The organism is Pseudomonas sp. B21-056, assembly GCF_026016325.1.
Taxonomy (GTDB): Bacteria; Pseudomonadota; Gammaproteobacteria; order Pseudomonadales; family Pseudomonadaceae; genus Aquipseudomonas.
In genome coordinates, this window is the sequence record NZ_CP087203.1 from 1,203,844 (window position 1) to 1,220,366 (window position 16,523).

General features: G+C 63.4%; 14 protein-coding genes. 12 read left to right on the top strand and 2 right to left on the bottom strand.

The features are described 5' to 3' along the window. Positions 1-64 precede the first annotated feature (64 nt). Together LOY67_RS05235 and LOY67_RS05240 are read right to left on the bottom strand one after the other, a co-directional pair. Positions 65-1,522 (bottom strand): gamma-aminobutyraldehyde dehydrogenase, encoded by a 1,458-nt coding sequence (locus tag LOY67_RS05235; RefSeq protein ID WP_265066243.1) that lies wholly within the window; start codon positions 1,520-1,522, stop codon positions 65-67. Between the two features lie 95 nt (positions 1,523-1,617). Then, positions 1,618-2,532, bottom strand: a complete 915-nt coding sequence (locus tag LOY67_RS05240) for a LysR family transcriptional regulator (protein WP_265066244.1) — start codon at positions 2,530-2,532, stop codon at positions 1,618-1,620. Positions 2,533-2,720: 188 nt separating this feature from the next. On the opposite strand from LOY67_RS05240, the gene LOY67_RS05245 reads away from it, so the two are divergent. The 12 genes from LOY67_RS05245 to LOY67_RS05300 all read left to right on the top strand — a co-directional run bounded on the left by LOY67_RS05245 (position 2,721) and on the right by LOY67_RS05300 (position 16,518). Continuing rightward, positions 2,721-3,440 carry a tellurite resistance TerB family protein gene (locus tag LOY67_RS05245; protein ID WP_265066245.1) on the top strand — a complete coding sequence of 240 codons (720 nt, stop codon included), beginning with the start codon at positions 2,721-2,723 and terminating at the stop codon, positions 3,438-3,440. A 205-nt stretch (positions 3,441-3,645) separates the two neighbouring features. Then, positions 3,646-5,268 carry a methyl-accepting chemotaxis protein gene (locus LOY67_RS05250; RefSeq protein WP_265066246.1) on the top strand — a complete coding sequence of 541 codons (1,623 nt, stop codon included), beginning with the start codon at positions 3,646-3,648 and terminating at the stop codon, positions 5,266-5,268. Beyond that, positions 5,268-5,804, top strand: coding sequence for a chemotaxis protein CheW (locus tag LOY67_RS05255; RefSeq protein ID WP_265066247.1), 537 nt, complete (start codon positions 5,268-5,270; stop codon positions 5,802-5,804). The genes LOY67_RS05250 and LOY67_RS05255 overlap by 1 nt, the downstream gene beginning before the upstream one ends. Continuing rightward, on the top strand, positions 5,801-7,063 hold the full coding sequence (locus LOY67_RS05260; protein WP_265066248.1) for a CheR family methyltransferase: 1,263 nt from the start codon (positions 5,801-5,803) through the stop codon (positions 7,061-7,063). The genes LOY67_RS05255 and LOY67_RS05260 overlap by 4 nt, the downstream gene beginning before the upstream one ends. Beyond that, a complete protein-coding gene (locus LOY67_RS05265) occupies positions 7,063-7,734 on the top strand; it encodes a chemotaxis protein CheW (protein ID WP_265066249.1) in 672 nt (223 codons plus the stop codon). The genes LOY67_RS05260 and LOY67_RS05265 overlap by 1 nt, the downstream gene beginning before the upstream one ends. After that, complete coding sequence (locus tag LOY67_RS05270; protein ID WP_265066250.1) at positions 7,731-9,989, top strand: hybrid sensor histidine kinase/response regulator; 2,259 nt, start codon at positions 7,731-7,733, stop codon at positions 9,987-9,989. Before LOY67_RS05265 ends, LOY67_RS05270 begins: the two co-directional genes overlap by 4 nt. Beyond that, positions 9,986-10,996, top strand: a complete 1,011-nt coding sequence (locus LOY67_RS05275; RefSeq protein ID WP_265066251.1) for a chemotaxis response regulator protein-glutamate methylesterase — start codon at positions 9,986-9,988, stop codon at positions 10,994-10,996. The genes LOY67_RS05270 and LOY67_RS05275 overlap by 4 nt, the downstream gene beginning before the upstream one ends. A gap of 45 nt (positions 10,997-11,041) precedes the next feature. Further along, on the top strand, positions 11,042-12,043 hold the full coding sequence (locus tag LOY67_RS05280; RefSeq protein ID WP_265066252.1) for a diguanylate cyclase domain-containing protein: 1,002 nt from the start codon (positions 11,042-11,044) through the stop codon (positions 12,041-12,043). A 187-nt stretch (positions 12,044-12,230) separates the two neighbouring features. Next, positions 12,231-13,326 (top strand): peptide chain release factor 2 gene (gene prfB, locus LOY67_RS05285; protein ID WP_156996976.1). Its coding sequence is split into 2 segments (ribosomal slippage): positions 12,231-12,302 and positions 12,304-13,326, totalling 1,095 coding nucleotides; the frame shifts between segments, so codons are not numbered across the junction. A 108-nt stretch (positions 13,327-13,434) separates the two neighbouring features. Then, entirely contained in the window at positions 13,435-14,937 is a 1,503-nt protein-coding gene (gene lysS, locus LOY67_RS05290; RefSeq protein ID WP_265066253.1) for a lysine--tRNA ligase, read from the top strand. Between the two features lie 113 nt (positions 14,938-15,050). After that, positions 15,051-15,755: a TetR/AcrR family transcriptional regulator gene (locus LOY67_RS05295; RefSeq protein WP_413776198.1), complete on the top strand. Its 705-nt coding sequence runs from the start codon at positions 15,051-15,053 to the stop codon at positions 15,753-15,755. Positions 15,756-15,966: 211 nt separating this feature from the next. Further along, positions 15,967-16,518, top strand: coding sequence for a hypothetical protein (locus LOY67_RS05300; RefSeq protein WP_265066255.1), 552 nt, complete (start codon positions 15,967-15,969; stop codon positions 16,516-16,518). The last annotated feature ends 5 nt before the right edge of the window (positions 16,519-16,523 follow it).

Consider the following 16,523-nt stretch of genomic DNA (forward strand, 5'->3'; position numbering starts at 1 on the left):
TGGTCGGGGCAGTGTTTTCAACGGGTGAAGCGCCATGGATGGCCTGTTATCAGCGTAGTGCTGTTTATAAATGCTGGCCGTGGCGGGCCATGATGTGGCGCACCACGCTGTAGTCCTGGAGCGAGTCGCTGGACAGGTCTTTCCCATAGCCCGAACGCTTCAGGCCGCCGTGGGGCATTTCGCTGACCAGCATGAAGTGGCTGTTGATCCAGGTGCAGCCGTATTGCAACCGCGCCGCCACCTGCATCGCCTTGTCCAGGTTCTGGGTCCAGACCGAGGACGCCAGGCCGTATTCGGAGTCGTTGGCCCAGTCCACTGCCTGGCTGAGTTCGTCGAAGCGGGTCACGGTGACCACCGGGCCGAACACCTCGCGCTGGACGATTTCATCGCTTTGCTTGCAGCCGGCCAGCAGGGTCGGCTGGTAATAGAAGCCGGCACCGGAATGCACCGCCGCGCCGGTGATGCGCTCGATGTGCGGCTGGCCGAGGGCGCGTTCGACGAAACTGGCGACACGGTCGCGCTGGCGGGTGCTGATCAGCGGGCCGATTTCGTTGTCGGCGTCGCGTTTGCCGGCAAAGCGCAGGCTGCTGACCGCCGTGCCGAGTTCGGCCACCAGCCGGTCGTGAATGGCGCCCTGGGCGTAGATCCGGCAGGCGGCGGTGCAGTCCTGGCCGGCGTTGTAGTACCCATAGGTGCGCACGCCTTCGACCACGGCCTGGATGTCGGCATCGTCGCAGACGATCACCGGTGCCTTGCCGCCCAGCTCCAGGTGCGTGCGCTTGAGGGTTTTCGCCGCGGCCTGGAGGATCTTCTGGCCGGTGACGATATCGCCGGTCAGCGAGACCATGCGCACCTTGGGATGGCTGACCAGATGGCTGCCGACCCCTTCGCCGCCGCCGCAGATGACGTTGATGACACCTCGGGGCAGGATCTCGGCCAGTATTGGCGCCAGGGCGAGAATTGACAGCGGCGTGTGTTCCGACGGTTTGAACACCAGGGTGTTGCCGGCGGCCAGGGCCGGGGCGATTTTCCACGCGGCCATCATGATCGGGTAATTCCACGGCGCGATGGACGCCACCACGCCGATCGGGTCGCGGCGCACCATGCTGGTGTAGCCGGGCAGGTACTCGCCGCTGAGCTGGCCGGTCTGGCAGCGCACGGCGCCGGCGAAGAAACGGAACACATCCACCGTGGCGCTGAGGTCATCCTGTCGCGCCAGGTGCAGTGGCTTGCCGCAGTTCAGCGACTCGAGACGGGCCAGGTGATCGGCATTCTTTTCAATGGTGCTGGCGATTTCCAATAGCAGGTTCGAGCGCTGTTGCGCGGTGGTGCGCGACCATCCATCGAAGGCGCGGTGAGCGGCGAGGATTGCAGTCTCGACCTGCTCGATGCTGGCCTCGGCGATGTGGGCCAGTACCTCGCCGGTGGCCGGGTTGAGGATCGGCTCGACAAATCCCTCGCCAGCGACGAGCTCCCCATCGATCAGCAACGCGGTGCACAGTGGAGTTTGCGTGCCAGCCATGTTTGATTTTCTCTTTTGGATGGGCCGGGGGATGCAGCAAGACTAGTGCGCGGCCTTCGGGCCGACAAATTCTAAATACTCAAGCCTGCATTCGATTAAATAGATGGCTTGCGTCCGCCATGGGGTTGTTCCCGGGCGACGGTCAGGAATGGATCGACCAGTGCCGGTCGCGACGTGCCGCGACGCCAGGCCAGTCCGACATCGAGGGTCTGGTTGAGGTCGGCGATCGGGCGCGCTTCGATGATGTCGCCTTCCAGGGACCAGGGGCGGTAGGTCATGTCCGGTTGGATCGACACGCCCAGTCCCGCCGCCACCAGGCTGCGTACCGCTTCGGTCGAGGCGGTGCGCAGCGTGATCGTCGGTTGCAGGCCGGCACCGCGCCACAGGCGCTGGGCGTTGCGCTCCATCTCATCGACGTTCAACTGGATCAGCGGCTCGTAGGCGACGTCCGCCAGGTTGATGCTGTCGTGCTCCAGCAGCGGATGCTGGGCCGGCAGCCACAAACGATGGGGAGAATGGGTCAGCACTTCGGTCTGCAAGGCGTGGCGATCTTCGAGGTTGGACAGGATGAGCACGCCGACATCGATTTCACCGCTGACCAGCAAGTGCTCGATATAGGGTCGTTCGTCTTCCATGACACGGATCACCACATTCGGGTAGGCGCGCTGGAAACGGGTCAGCAGGTCCGCCAGATAGTAACCAGCCACCAGGCTGGTGACCCCGACGGTCAGATGGCCGGCCACCTGATCGGTGCTTTGTTGCAGGCTGCGCTTGGCGTTGTCGACGGTGGCAAGAATCAGGTGGGCTTGACGCAGGAACTGGTGACCCTGATGGGTCAGGGTCATGCCCTTGGCATGGCGGTTGAACAGGCTGACGCCGATCTCTTGTTCCAGTTGCTGGATGGCCAGGGTCAGGGTGGATTGGGAAATGAACACGGCTTGCGCAGCGGCGGAAATCGAGCCGGTCTCGGCCACGGCGATAAAATGGCGAATCTGACGCAGGGTCATCATGGGTTGAATACCCGGTGGGCTGTTTTTATCGATGTTTTGCAGTGTATATCGTTTTTCCTGATGGGCAGTGGAGGCGGTGAGATGATGTGAGCAACATCTCGAAGCAATCTCGCCGACGACTTCGCGCACTTTCGATTTAGGCTGGTGGCCTTGCTAATCCGGTTACCCGAACACATGGAGGCAGCGAAATGAACACCCGTGGATTGCTCGATCAGTTACTCAAGTCCGGCCAGGATCTGTTGCAGAACAAGGCGGGCGGCGCGCAGAACAAACCAGCCGGCGGGCTCGGCGACCTGTTGGGCGGCAAGGCTGGGGCTGGCGGGCTTGGCAGCCTGCTTTCCGGTGCTGGCGGTGGTGCATTGGCAGCGGGCGCCATGGGGTTGCTGCTGGGTAACAAGAGAGTCCGCAAGACGGGCGGCAAGGTGGCGCTCTACGGCGGTCTCGCCGCGCTGGGCATGATCGCCTACAAGGCCTATGGCAACTGGCAGGCCCAGCAGGGCCATGCGCCGCAAACCGAGCCCCAGACCCTGGACCGCATTCCCCCGGCACAGGTCGAGCAGCACAGCCAGGCCATCCTCAAGGCTTTGGTTGCGGCGGCCAAGGCCGATGGTCATGTGGATGAGCGCGAGCGGCAGTTGATCGAGGGCGAATTCACCAGGCTCGACAGTGACCAGGAGTTGCGCCACTGGCTGCACGCCGAACTCAACAAGCCCCTGGACCCCACCGACGTTGCCCGCGCCGCCGGCACCCCGGAAATGGCCGCGGAAATGTACATCGCCAGCGTGATGCTGGTAGACGAGGAAAATTTCATGGAAAAGTCCTACCTCGATGAACTGGCACGGCAGCTCAAGCTGGAGCCGGGGTTGAAGGTGGAGCTGGAGAATCAGGTGCGACAGGCTGCCTTGTAAATCACCATCCCCCTTGTGGGAGCGAGCCTGCTCGCGATAGCGGACAGCCAGTCGACATGAATGTGACTGATTCACCGCTATCGCGAGCAGGCTCGCTCCCACATTAGGTTTGGTGTCGATTGCTGGAGTCGTTTCCGACACACTCAGCACACCACGACCCTCGGCTATACTCCCCAGCATTTCGAAGTCCCTCCGAGGTTTTACTGTGAAGAACTGGACGTTGCGCCAACGCATCCTGGCGAGTTTTGCAGTGATCATCGCCATCATGTTGCTGATGGTGGTTGTCTCGTATTCGCGGTTGTTGAAGATCCAGGACAGTGAAGAGCGGGTACGTTCCGATGCAGTGCCTGGCGTGTATTTCAGTTCCATGATCCGCGGGGGCTGGGTCGACAGCTACGTCCTGACCCAGCAGATCGTCGGCCTCTCGGGCAACCGGGAGATCACCGCCGAGGACAAGGCCCGCTACCAGGGCTTCGAGCAGCATCTGCGCGAAGAAATACAGAACTATCAAAAGCTGATCCAGAACCCAGCCGATCAAGCCTCTTTCGACGAGTTCGAGACCAATCACCAGGCATACAACCAGGCCATGGCGAAGGTCCTGGACCTGTATCAGCGCAAGGAATATGAAGGCGCGCGGCTGGCGCTGGAGAAGGAGCTGACGCCTGCCTGGATCGGCGGGCGCGGGCATCTGAATCACATCATCGAGCGCAATCGTGAGCTGGCGGAACAAGCCACCGAGACCATCGGCGAGGCGGTGACGGCGGCCAAGGTCGCCATGGGCCTGTCGTTTCTCGTCGCGCTGATCATCGCGCTGCTCTGCGGGCTGTTGCTGATGCGCGCAATCATGGCGCCGATGAACCGCATCGTGGAAATTCTCGAGATCATGCGCAGCGGCGACTTGAGCGGACGCCTGAACCTGGCGCGCAAAGATGAGTTCGGCGCAGTGGAAACCGGCTTCAACGACATGATGGCCGAACTGACCTCCCTGGTGTCCCAGGCCCAGCGCTCGTCGGTGCAAGTCACCACCTCGGTGACCGAGATCGCCGCCACCTCCCGCCAGCAACAGGCCACGGCCACGGAAACCGCCGCCACCACCACGGAGATCGGCGCCACCTCTCGCGAGATTGCGGCGACCTCCCGCGATCTGGTGCGCACCATGACCGAAGTCTCCACCGCCGCCGACCAGGCCTCGGTGGCTGCCGGTTCCGGCCAGCAGGGCCTGGCGCGGATGGAAGAAACCATGCACTCGGTGATGGGCGCCGCCGACCTGGTGAATGCCAAACTGGCGATCCTCAACGAGAAGGCCGGCAACATCAACCAGGTGGTGGTCACCATCGTCAAGGTGGCCGACCAGACCAACCTGCTGTCCCTCAACGCCGCCATCGAAGCCGAAAAGGCCGGCGAGTACGGTCGCGGCTTCGCCGTGGTCGCCACCGAGGTACGACGCCTGGCCGACCAGACGGCGGTCGCCACCTATGACATCGAGCAGATGGTGCGTGAAATCCAGTCCGCCGTGTCGGCCGGCGTGATGGGCATGGACAAGTTCTCCGAAGAGGTACGCCGTGGCATGGCCGAGGTGCAGCAGGTCGGTGAGCAGTTGTCACAGATCATCCATCAGGTCCAGGCGTTGGCGCCGCGGGTGCTGATGGTCAACGAGGGCATGCAGGCCCAGGCCACCGGTGCCGAGCAGATCAACCATGCCCTGGTACAACTGGGCGATGCCAGCAGCCAGACCGTGGAGTCCTTGCGTCAGGCCAGTTCCGCCATCGACGAGTTGAGCCAGGTGGCCGTCGGGCTGCGTGGCGGCGTTTCGCGTTTCAAAGTCTGATGAGCGAATTCGAGGCCAGGCGTGGCGCCGCGCCGGCGGCCCGTCAAACCCTGTTCCTGATGTTTTGCATCGGCAACGAGCGCTATGCGCTGCAGGCCATCGATGTGGTGGAAGTGCTGCCGCGCCTGCTTCTCAAACCGATCGCCCGGGCACCGGCCTGGGTGGCGGGGGTGTTCGCCTGGCGCGGGACCGTGGTGCCGGTGATCGACCTGTGCAGCCTGGCCTTCGGCCAACGCGCCGAGGCCCGTACCAGTACGCGGCTGGTGCTGGTGCATTACCGGCCCGACGAGCAATTGCCCGGGCAGGTACTGGGGTTGATCCTGGAACAGGCCACCGACACCTTGCGCTGCGATCCGCTGGAGTTCCAGCCTTATGGCCTGGATAACCGACAGGCGCCGTACCTGGGCCCGGTGCGCGAAGACGCCCAGGGGTTGCTGCAATGGGTACGGGTCAACGACCTGCTCGATGAATCGGTCCGTGCCGTGCTGTTCCCCACGCCGCCGTTGAGCCTCGATGGCGTCGAGGCGCAGCCATGAACAGCGACCAGCGTTTTTTCGATTTCCTCAAGGAGCGCATCGGTCTGGATGTCACCTCCATCGGCACCGCCATCATCGAGCGGGCCGTGCGCCAGCGCATTATCGCCGTACCCGGACGAACCGCCGATGAGTATTGGCAAAGCCTGCAAGCCTCGACCCAGGAGCAGCAAGCGCTGATCGAAGCGGTGATTGTCCCGGAGACCTGGTTCTTCCGCTATCCGGACTCCTTCGCGACCCTCGCCCGACTGGCCGTCAAGCGCCTGGCCGAAATCAGGCATTTGCGCGCCCTGCGTATCCTCAGTTTACCGTGCTCCACCGGCGAAGAACCTTACTCCATCGCCATGGCCTTGCTCGATGCGGGCCTGGAGCCTCATCAGTTCAAGGTCGACGGGCTGGACGTCAGCCCCCTGTCGATAGAACGGGCCAGGGACGCCCGTTATGGCAGGAATTCGTTCCGTGGCGCAGACCTCGGTTTTCGTGAGCGACATTTCACCCTCGACGGGGAGGGCTATCGCCTCAGCGAACGGGTGCGCGAACAGGTGCGCCTGCAGGTGGGTAACTTGCTGGATCCGGCACTGCTGGCGAGCGAAGCGCCTTACGACTTTGTGTTCTGTCGCAATTTGCTGATCTATTTCGACCAACCCACTCAACGTCTGGTGTTCGAAGTGCTCAAGCGCCTGACCCATCAGGACGGTGTGCTGTTCATTGGCCCCGCCGAGGGCAGTTTGCTCGGGCGGCTGGGCATGCGCTCGATCGGGGCCGCCCAGTCGTTCGCCTTCAGCCGTCAGGGCGTTCCTGATCCGCAGCCGTTGCCGGCGTTGTTGCCGACGCCGTTGCCGATTCGCCAGGCACCGCCCCGTGTCGTTCCTCCCGTGGTGCGGCCCCGTCCGTTCATGGCGAGCGTGACGCCGATTGTCGAACCACAAAGCAGTGACGCCGCCACCTTGCTGGCCAGCATCGCCGCCCTGGCCAACGGCGGTAAAAGCGCCGAGGCCCGTGCGGCCTGCGAGCAATACCTGCGTAGCCACACGCCCAACGCCCAGGTGTTTTATTGGCTGGGCCTGCTCAGCGACATGGCTGGCAGTGCGCTCGAAGCCCAGGGTTTTTATCGCAAGGCGCTTTATCTTGAGCCGCAACACGCCGAGGCCCTGGTGCATCTGGCGGCATTGCTGGCTTCCCAGGGAGACGCGGCCGGAGCCCGTCGATTGCAGGAACGCGCCGCCCGCAGCGGGCGCGCGGCTGACAGTGAGCGTACATGATGAGCGGTTCGGCTTCTTATAACGTTACCCATGACGATGCCCAGGCAATCGACGACTGCTGGAACCGCATCGGCGTGCACGGCGACAAATCCTGCCCGTTGCTGGCCGATCATATCCACTGCCGCAACTGCTCGGTGTATTCGGCCGCGGCCACCCGCTTGCTGGACCGCTATGCCTTGCAGCAGGACGACCGGGACCTGCCCCATGCCCCGGTGGACGTCGATGTGGTGACGCGTTCGCTGCTGATGTTCCGCCTGGGCGAAGAGTGGCTGGCCCTGACCACCCGCAGCCTGGTGGAAGTGGCGCCGTTGCAGCCGATCCATTCGTTGCCGCACCAGCGTTCGCGTGCGTTGTTGGGTGTGGCGAATGTGCGCGGGGCGCTGGTGGCCTGCCTGTCGCTGGTCGAGCTGCTGGGGCTGGAACCCGGCTCGGCAGCGGCGGCCGGCGGGCGGATCATGCCGCGTATGTTGATCGTCGCGGCCCAGGGCGGGCCGGTGGTGGTGCCGGTGGACGAGGTGGACGGCATTCATGCCATTGACGAGCGCATCCTGGCGGCCGCTTCGCAATCCGGCGGCAAGTACACCCGTGGCGTATTGCATTACAAGGGTCGCAGCCTGCGCTGGCTGGATGAGGAACAGCTACTGTCCGCCGTGACCCGGAGCCTGTCATGACCCCCGATCAGATGCGCGACGCCTCGCTGCTGGAGCTGTTCAGCCTGGAAGCCGAAGCCCAGACCCAGGTGCTGAGCGCCGGCCTGCTGGCCCTGGAGCGCGATCCGACCCAGGCCGATTACCTTGAGTCGTGCATGCGCGCGGCGCACTCCCTCAAGGGCGCGGCGCGGATCGTCGGCGTGGACGCCGGGGTCAGCGTGGCTCACGTCATGGAGGATTGCCTGGTCGGTGCCCAGGAGCGTCGCCTGGTCCTGGGCGCCGAACACATCGACGCCTTGCTGCAAGGGACCGACCTGTTGACGCGTATCGCCACGCCGGGCAACAGCGTCGGCGCGGCGGACGTCGATGGTTACGTGGCGCTGATGGGCCGCTTGCTTGATCCCGCCGCGCCACAGGCGCCGGTCGTGACACCGCCGAAGATCGAGATGCCCGCCGAGCCGGCCACCGTCGAGCCGCCGGAGCCGGTCGCGCCAGCGTCAGAGCCCGCCAAGGGCAAGCGGGTCACCGAAGGTGGCGAGCGGGTGCTGCGGGTCACCGCCGAACGGCTCAACAGCCTGTTGGATCTGTCGAGCAAATCCCTGGTGGAAACCCAGCGCCTCAAGCCCTGGCTGGCGACGATGCAGCGGCTCAAGCGCCAGCAGAGCAACGGCTTGCGCGCCCTGGAAGAATTGAACGTGCACCTCAAGGACCACGCCCTGAGCCTACAGGCCCAGGAAGCCCTCGGCGATGCCCGTCGCCTGCTGGCCGAAACCCAGCAGTTGCTGGCGCAGAAGACCGCCGAGCTGGACGAGTTCGCCTGGCAGGCCAGCCAACGGGCGCAAGTGCTGTACGACACGGCGCTGGCCTGTCGCATGCGGCCCTTCGCCGATGTGCTGTCGGGCCAGGCGCGGATGGTCCGTGATTTGGGCCGCAGCCTGGGCAAGCAGGTGCGCCTGGAGATCGAGGGCGAGAAAACCCAGGTCGACCGAGACGTCCTGGAGAAACTCGAAGCGCCGCTGACCCATCTGCTGCGCAACGCCGTGGACCATGGCATCGAAACCCCGGAGCAACGGTTGCTGGCCGGCAAGCCCGCCGAAGGCCTGATCCGCCTGCGCGCTTCCCATCAGGCCGGCCTGCTGGTGCTGGAACTGGCGGACGACGGCGCGGGTGTGGACCTCGAGCGGGTGCGGCGCAGTGTCGTCGAGCGCGGCCTTTCTCCCGAACAGACCGCCGCCAGCCTGAGTGAAGAGGAACTGCTGACGTTCCTGTTCCTGCCCGGCTTCAGCCTGCGGGACACGGTCACCGAAGTGTCCGGGCGCGGTGTCGGCCTGGACGCGGTCCAGCACCTGGTCCGGCAATTGCGCGGCGCGGTGACATTGGAGCAGACGGCGGGCGAAGGCAGCCGTTTCCACCTTGAGGTACCGCTGACGCTTTCGGTGGTGCGCAGTCTGGTGGTGGCAGTCGGCGATGAGGCCTATGCCTTTCCCCTGGCCCATATCGAGCGCATGTGCGACCTGGCCCCGGAAGACATCGTACAGGTCGAGGGGCGCCAGCATTTCTGGCACGAAGGCCGGCATGTCGGGCTGGTCGCGGCCAGCCAGTTGCTCAATCGCCCGGCTACGCAGAACAGTGGCGAGCACCTCAAGGTGGTGGTCATCCGCGAGCGCGAGGCGATCTACGGCGTGGCGGTGGAGCGCTTCATCGGCGAGCGGACCCTGGTGGTCCTGCCGCTGGACGAACGCCTGGGCAAGGTCCAGGACATTTCCGCCGGGGCCTTGCTGGACGATGGTTCGGTGGTGTTGATCGTCGACGTCGAAGACCTGCTGCGCTCGGTGGACAAGCTGCTCGATACCGGGCGCCTGGAACGCATCGCCCGCCACAGCCAGGCCCAGGCTGCGCGCAAGCGGATCCTGGTGGTGGATGACTCCCTGACCGTGCGCGAGCTGCAACGTAAACTGCTGCTTAATCGCGGCTACGACGTAGCCGTAGCGGTGGACGGCATGGACGGCTGGAACGCGTTGCGCTCGGAGGATTTCGACCTGCTGATCACCGACATCGACATGCCGCGCATGGACGGTATCGAACTGGTGTCGCTGTTGCGCCGCGACAACCGTTTGCAATCGCTGCCGGTGATGGTGGTGTCCTACAAGGACCGCGAAGAAGATCGCCGTCGTGGCCTGGATGCCGGAGCCGACTATTATCTGGCAAAGGCGAGTTTCCATGACGACGCCTTGCTCGATGCCGTGGTCGAACTCATCGGAGGAGCTCGTGCTTGAAAATCGCCATCGTCAATGACATGCCCCTGGCGGTCGAGGCCCTGCGTCGTGCCCTGGCGTTCGAGCCAGCGCATCAACTGGTCTGGGTCGCCGCCAACGGTGCGGAGGCTGTGCAGCGCTGCGCCGAATACACCCCGGACCTGATCCTCATGGACCTGTTCATGCCGATCATGGATGGCGTGGAGGCCACCCGGCGGATCATGGCCGAAACCCCGTGCGCCATCGTGATCGTCACCGGTGACAGCCAGCAGAACGTCCACCGGGTGTTCGAGGCCATGGGCCATGGCGCGCTGGACGTGGTCGATACACCGGCCCTGGGCGTGGGCAATCCCGAAGACGCGGCGGCGCCGTTGCTGCGCAAGATCACCAACATCGGCTGGTTGATCGGCGAACGTGGTCACCGTGAACGTGCCGCGCCGGCTGCGCCGCGTCCGGCCGCGTCCCGCAGAAGCCTGGTGGCCATCGGCTCGTCGGCGGGCGGACCGGCTGCGCTGGAGGTTTTGCTCAAGGGCCTGCCGCTGCACTTCGAGCCGGCCATCGTGCTGGTCCAGCATGTGGACGAGGTGTTTGCCGCCGGCATGGCCGAGTGGCTGAGCAGTGCGTCGGGCCACAAGGTTCGCCTGGCGCGACACGGCGAACCGCCACAAAACGGCACGGTGTTGTTGGCCGGTACCAACCATCATCTGCGTCTGTTGAAGGACGGCACCCTGGCCTACACGGCCGAACCGGTCAACGAGATCTATCGGCCCTCCATCGATGTGTTTTTCGAAAGCGTCGCCAATTTCTGGCATGGCGACGCGGTGGGCGTTTTGCTCACCGGCATGGGCCGCGACGGTGCGCAGGGGCTTAAACTGATGCGCCAGCAGGGCTGTGTGACGATTGCCCAGGACCAGCAGAGCAGTGCGGTGTATGGCATGCCCAAAGCGGCGGCGGCCATCGATGCGGCTGCGCAGATTCTTGCGCTGGACAACATGGCACCACGGTTGATAGAGATTTTTTCAAGATGACAACCCTCAGCAGTCCTGGCCAATGCCGAACTCAGGTGAGCCTCCATGAATGAATTACAGCTCGACGATTTCAAGAGCGATGAAAATGCCGCCATGGTCTTGCTCGTCGACGATCAGGCGATGATCGGCGAGGCGGTTCGGCGCGGGTTGTCGAATGAAGAGAACATCGATTTCCACTTCTGCTCCGACCCTCACCAGGCCATCGCCCATGCGATTCGCATCAAGCCGACGGTGATTCTCCAGGACCTGGTGATGCCCGGCCTCGACGGCCTGAGCCTGGTGCGCGAATACCGTAACCATCCGGCCACCCGTGATATTCCGATCATCGTCCTGTCCACCAAGGAAGACCCGTTGGTCAAGAGCGCGGCGTTTGCCGCCGGGGCCAACGACTATCTGGTCAAGTTGCCGGACAACATCGAGCTGGTGGCGCGCATCCGTTATCACTCGCGTTCCTACACGATGCTGTTGCAACGCGACGCGGCTTACCGTGCCCTGCGGGTCAGCCAGCAGCAATTGCTCGACACCAACCTGGTGCTGCAACGATTGATGAACTCCGATGGTCTGACTGGGTTGTCCAATCGCCGGCACTTCGATGAGTACCTGGAGCTGGAGTGGCGCAGGGCGATGCGGGACCAGTCCCAGCTGTCGCTGTTGATGATCGACGTGGACTACTTCAAGTCCTACAACGACAACTTCGGCCACCTGGAGGGGGACGAAGCCCTGCGCAAGGTCGCCACCGCGATCCGCGAGGCCTGCAGCCGTCCGTCCGACCTGCCGGCCCGCTACGGCGGCGAGGAGTTCGCCCTGGTGTTGCCCGGCACCTCGCCTGGCGGTGCCCGGTTGATGGCCGAGAAACTGCGCCAGAGCGTGGTCGCCCTGAAAATCCCCCACACCGTGCCCGAGGAGGGGGCGAGCCTGACCGTCAGCGTCGGCGTCTCGACCATCACTCCGCAGCAGGGGAGCGATAGCCGACAGTTGATTTCAGCGGCGGACAAGGGGTTGTACATGGCCAAGCACAATGGGCGTAACCGGGTTGGGGTTGAGTAAATCCCAAGGCAGGAAGGTTTTTTGTGGCGAGGGGATAAATCCCCTCGCCACAGGGTAGTGTGGCGAACCTGGTCGTGGGGCAGCGTTGAATCTCATTGCCCTCCAAGCCGCCAGGCGGGCTGCCGCTGGCGCTTGATTACGTTATACTCGCCGGCTTTCAAAAGTTCGCCAACGAGTGCTGCCCGCCATGGAAATCAACCCGATCCTTAACACCATCAAGGACCTGTCCGAGCGCTCCGAAACTATTCGGGGGTATCTTTGACTACGATCAAAAGCATGAGCGTCTGACCGAGGTCAACCGCGAGCTTGAAGATCCGAGTGTCTGGAACAACCCTTCGTACGCCCAGGAGCTGGGCCGCGAGCGCTCTGCGCTGGCGCAGATCGTCGAGACCCTGGATGAATTGTCCAGCGGCCTGGCCGATTGCCGCGACCTGCTGGACATGGCTGTCGAAGAAAACGATGAAGGCGCGGTCGGCGATGTCGTTGCCGAGCTGACGCGCCTCGACGAGGCCCTGGCCAAGCTGGAATTCCGTCGCATGTTCAGCGGCGAGATGGACATGAACAACGCCTACCTGGACATCCAGGCCGGTTCCGGCGGCACCGAAGCCCAGGACTGGGCCAACATCCTGCTGCGCATGTACCTGCGCTGGGCCGACAAACGCGGTTTCGACGCGACCATCATGGAACTGTCGGCCGGTGAAGTCGCCGGGATCAAGGGCGCCACCGTGCACATCAAGGGCGAATACGCCTTTGGCTGGCTGCGTACCGAAATCGGCGTGCACCGCCTGGTGCGCAAGAGCCCGTTCGACTCCGGCAACCGTCGGCACACCTCGTTCTCGGCGGTGTTCGTATCGCCGGAAATCGATGACAACATCGAAATCGAGATCAACCCGGCGGACCTGCGCATCGACACCTACCGTTCTTCGGGTGCCGGTGGCCAGCACGTCAACACCACCGACTCGGCCGTACGGATCACCCACGTACCGACCAACACCGTGGTCAGTTGCCAGAACGAGCGTTCCCAGCACGCCAACAAAGACACCGCGATGAAGATGCTCCGCGCGCGCCTGTACGAGCAGGAAGTGCAGAAGCGCAACGCGGCGTCCCAGGCGCTGGAAGACACCAAGTCGGACATCGGTTGGGGTCACCAAATCCGCTCGTACGTGCTCGACGCTTCTCGCATCAAGGACCTGCGTACCAATATCGAACGCAGCGACTGCGACAAGGTGCTGGACGGCGACATCGACGAATACCTGGAAGCGAGCCTCAAGCAAGGGCTGTAACGCGATAACCATGCGGCGGGCGGGCACGCTTTTGCGAAAGCGCGGCTCGCCGGCAAACTCCGGCCCCGGGGCCGGGGGCAACGAACCTGTGATGGAATCCTTAAAGACATGAGCGACCTAGAACTCGACCCGCAAGCCCTGCAACAGGAAGAAAACTCCCTGATCGCCCTGCGCAAGGAAAAGCTTGCCGCCGAGCGCAACAAGGGCCAGGCCTTCCCCAACGACTTCCGCCGCGACGCGTACTGTGACGCCCTGCAGAAGAAGTACGCGGACAAGACCAAGGAAGAGCTGGCCGAGGCGGCGATTCCAGTCAAGGTGGCCGGTCGTATCATGCTCGATCGTGGTTCGTTCCTGGTGATCCAGGACATGACCGGTCGCATCCAGGTCTACGTCAACCGCAAGACCCTGCCGGAAGAAACCCTGGCCGCCGTCAAGAGCTGGGACCTGGGCGACATCATCGCCGCTGAAGGCACCCTGGCCCGTTCCGGCAAGGGTGACCTGTACGTCGAAATGACCAGCGTGCGCCTGCTGACCAAGTCCCTGCGCCCGCTGCCGGACAAGCACCACGGCCTGACCGACACCGAGCAGCGCTACCGCCAGCGCTACGTCGACCTGATCGTCAACGAAGACGTGCGCCAGACCTTCCGCGTGCGCTCCCAGGTGATCGCCCACATCCGCAGCTTCCTGATGAAGCGCGACTTCCTGGAAGTCGAGACGCCGATGCTGCAGACCATCCCCGGCGGCGCGGCGGCCAAGCCGTTCGAAACCCACCACAATGCCCTGGACATGGAAATGTTCCTGCGTATCGCGCCGGAGCTGTACCTCAAGCGCCTGGTGGTCGGTGGGTTTGAAAAGGTCTTCGAGATCAACCGCAACTTCCGTAACGAAGGCGTTTCGACCCGGCACAACCCCGAGTTCACCATGCTCGAGTTCTACCAGGCCTACGCCGACTACGAAGACAACATGGACCTGACCGAGGAACTGTTCCGCGAGCTGGCGCAGCTGGTTCTCGGCACCACCGACGTGCCATACGGCGACAAGGTGTTCCACTTCGGCGAGCCTTTCGTGCGCCTGTCGGTGTTCGACTCGATCCTCAAGTACAACCCTGAACTGACCGCCGACGACCTCAACGACATCGACAAGGCCCGTGCCATCGCCAAGAAGGCCGGTGCCAAGGTGCTCGGCTTCGAAGGCCTGGGCAAGTTGCAGGTGATGATTTTCGAAGAGCTGGTGGAGCACAAGCTGGAGCAGCCGCACTTCATTACCCAGTACCCGTTCGAAGTGTCGCCGCTGGCGCGCCGCAACGATGAAAACCCGAACGTGACCGACCGCTTCGAGTTGTTCATCGGCGGCCGCGAAATCGCCAACGCCTACTCCGAGCTCAATGACGCCGAGGACCAGGCCGAGCGCTTCATGGCCCAGGTGGCCGACAAGGACGCCGGTGACGACGAAGCCATGCACTACGATGCCGATTTCGTCCGCGCCCTCGAGTACGGCATGCCGCCTACGGCCGGCGAAGGCATCGGCATCGATCGCCTGGTGATGTTGCTGACCAACTCACCGTCGATCCGGGATGTGATCCTCTTCCCGCACATGCGGCCTCAAGCGTAAGTGTTTCAATTAAAAAACCGCCTGGAAGGGCGGTTTTTTATTGCCTGTCTGGTACAAACGTATCAATTGGTTACTTTTGAAATAGCGAGGAAAGACCCGTCGTGAATCGTGCAATGTCTCCAGAAGGTGCAGCGGGCGTCGCCACTGCAGTCGCTGAAAGTGTTCAGTACCAGGGCCGCAAGGCGAGCCGACAGGGCAGTGAGCAGCGTCGCCAGGAGATTCTCGATGCGGCCATGCGCATTGTGGTGCGCGATGGCGTGCGGGCCGTGCGACACCGGGCAGTGGCCGCCGAAGCGGGCGTGCCGTTGTCGGCCACCACCTATTACTTCAAGGACATCGATGACCTGCTCACCGATACCTTCGCCCAGTACGTCGAGCGCAGCGCGGCGTTCATGGCCAAACTGTGGGCCAACAACGAAGGTTTGCTGCGGGAAATGGTCGCCTACGGGGATGGCAGCCCCGGATCCCGCTCGCAACTGGCGGACGACATTGCCCGGATGACCGCCGACTATGTGCAGCATCAACTGGACAGCCGTCGCGACTATCTGATGGCCGAGCAGGCCTTCCGCCAGGAAGCACTGCTCAACCCGCGCCTGGCGGAACTGGTGCGTTCGCACCAGCAGATCCTGCTGCACGGCACCTGTCAGTTTTTCCAGGTGTTGGGCTCCCGTGAACCGCAACAGGATGCCAAAGTGTTGACGGCGATTATCGGTCGGATGGAATATCAGGGCTTGCTCAATGGTACCGAGCCTGTCGCTGACGAGGACATGCTTGGCATTTTGACCCGCTACATGCACCTGGTATTGGCGTCTGTCTGAACACACAGCCCCTGTGGCGAGGAGATTTATCCCCGTTGGGCCCTGTAGGAGCTGTCGAGCGAAGCGAGGCTGCGATCTTGTCCCAGACAATTGAGTCGCGGGAGAAAGATCAAAAGATCGCAGCCTCGCTTCGCTCGACAGCTCCTACGCGCCCCAGCGGGGATAAATCCCCTCGCCACAAAGGTCCAGTCGCCAGCCATAGGGAGTTCCAATGAAAGCCTGGCGTGCCGTGGTAATGGCCGTGTCGTTGCTGCTGCTCAGCGGCTGCCTGGTGTCGTTCAAGGCGCCGTTGTCCGACAGTGAGGCCGCGCCCAAGGGCCTGCTTGGTCACTGGACCAGCACCAATGCCTGGGGCGAGCCGCTGAACCTGGAACTGACGAAGGTCGGCAAGCACCGCTACCAGGCCATCAGCTATTTCCGGGCCAGGCCCCAGGAGCGGGAGGCCATCCCCCTGACCGTTTCCCGTCACGGCAGTCGCTGGTACCTGTCGGCCAAAGTGCCGGCCCGCTATGGCGGGCATTTCGTGATCGCCGGTTTCGAGCTGACCGACAAGCAGGAACTGGTTGTCTACAACCTGGACATGGAACAGATCAACCAGGCCATCGGCCAGAAAGTCCTCAGCGGCCAGCCGAACCAGAGCGAGGAGGGCGATGGGGTGCTGGTGGACAGCGACATGAGCAAGGTCTTCAGTTACCTCGACGACCCGGCCAATTCCGATGTGTTTTCGGAAGCCGTGCGTTACCAACGGCTCAAATCCCAATAGACTCA

Coding starts and splice junctions, on each gene's coding strand:
- LOY67_RS05235 (WP_265066243.1), bottom strand. CDS start 1,522: ATGGCTGGCACGCAAACTCCACTGTGCACCGCGTTGCTGATCGATGGG.
- LOY67_RS05240 (WP_265066244.1), bottom strand. CDS start 2,532: ATGATGACCCTGCGTCAGATTCGCCATTTTATCGCCGTGGCCGAGACC.
- LOY67_RS05245 (WP_265066245.1), top strand. CDS start 2,721: ATGAACACCCGTGGATTGCTCGATCAGTTACTCAAGTCCGGCCAGGAT.
- LOY67_RS05255 (WP_265066247.1), top strand. CDS start 5,268: ATGAGCGAATTCGAGGCCAGGCGTGGCGCCGCGCCGGCGGCCCGTCAA.
- LOY67_RS05260 (WP_265066248.1), top strand. CDS start 5,801: ATGAACAGCGACCAGCGTTTTTTCGATTTCCTCAAGGAGCGCATCGGT.
- LOY67_RS05265 (WP_265066249.1), top strand. CDS start 7,063: ATGAGCGGTTCGGCTTCTTATAACGTTACCCATGACGATGCCCAGGCA.
- LOY67_RS05270 (WP_265066250.1), top strand. CDS start 7,731: ATGACCCCCGATCAGATGCGCGACGCCTCGCTGCTGGAGCTGTTCAGC.
- LOY67_RS05280 (WP_265066252.1), top strand. CDS start 11,042: ATGAATGAATTACAGCTCGACGATTTCAAGAGCGATGAAAATGCCGCC.
- lysS (WP_265066253.1), top strand. CDS start 13,435: ATGAGCGACCTAGAACTCGACCCGCAAGCCCTGCAACAGGAAGAAAAC.
- LOY67_RS05295 (WP_413776198.1), top strand. CDS start 15,051: ATGTCTCCAGAAGGTGCAGCGGGCGTCGCCACTGCAGTCGCTGAAAGT.
- LOY67_RS05300 (WP_265066255.1), top strand. CDS start 15,967: ATGAAAGCCTGGCGTGCCGTGGTAATGGCCGTGTCGTTGCTGCTGCTC.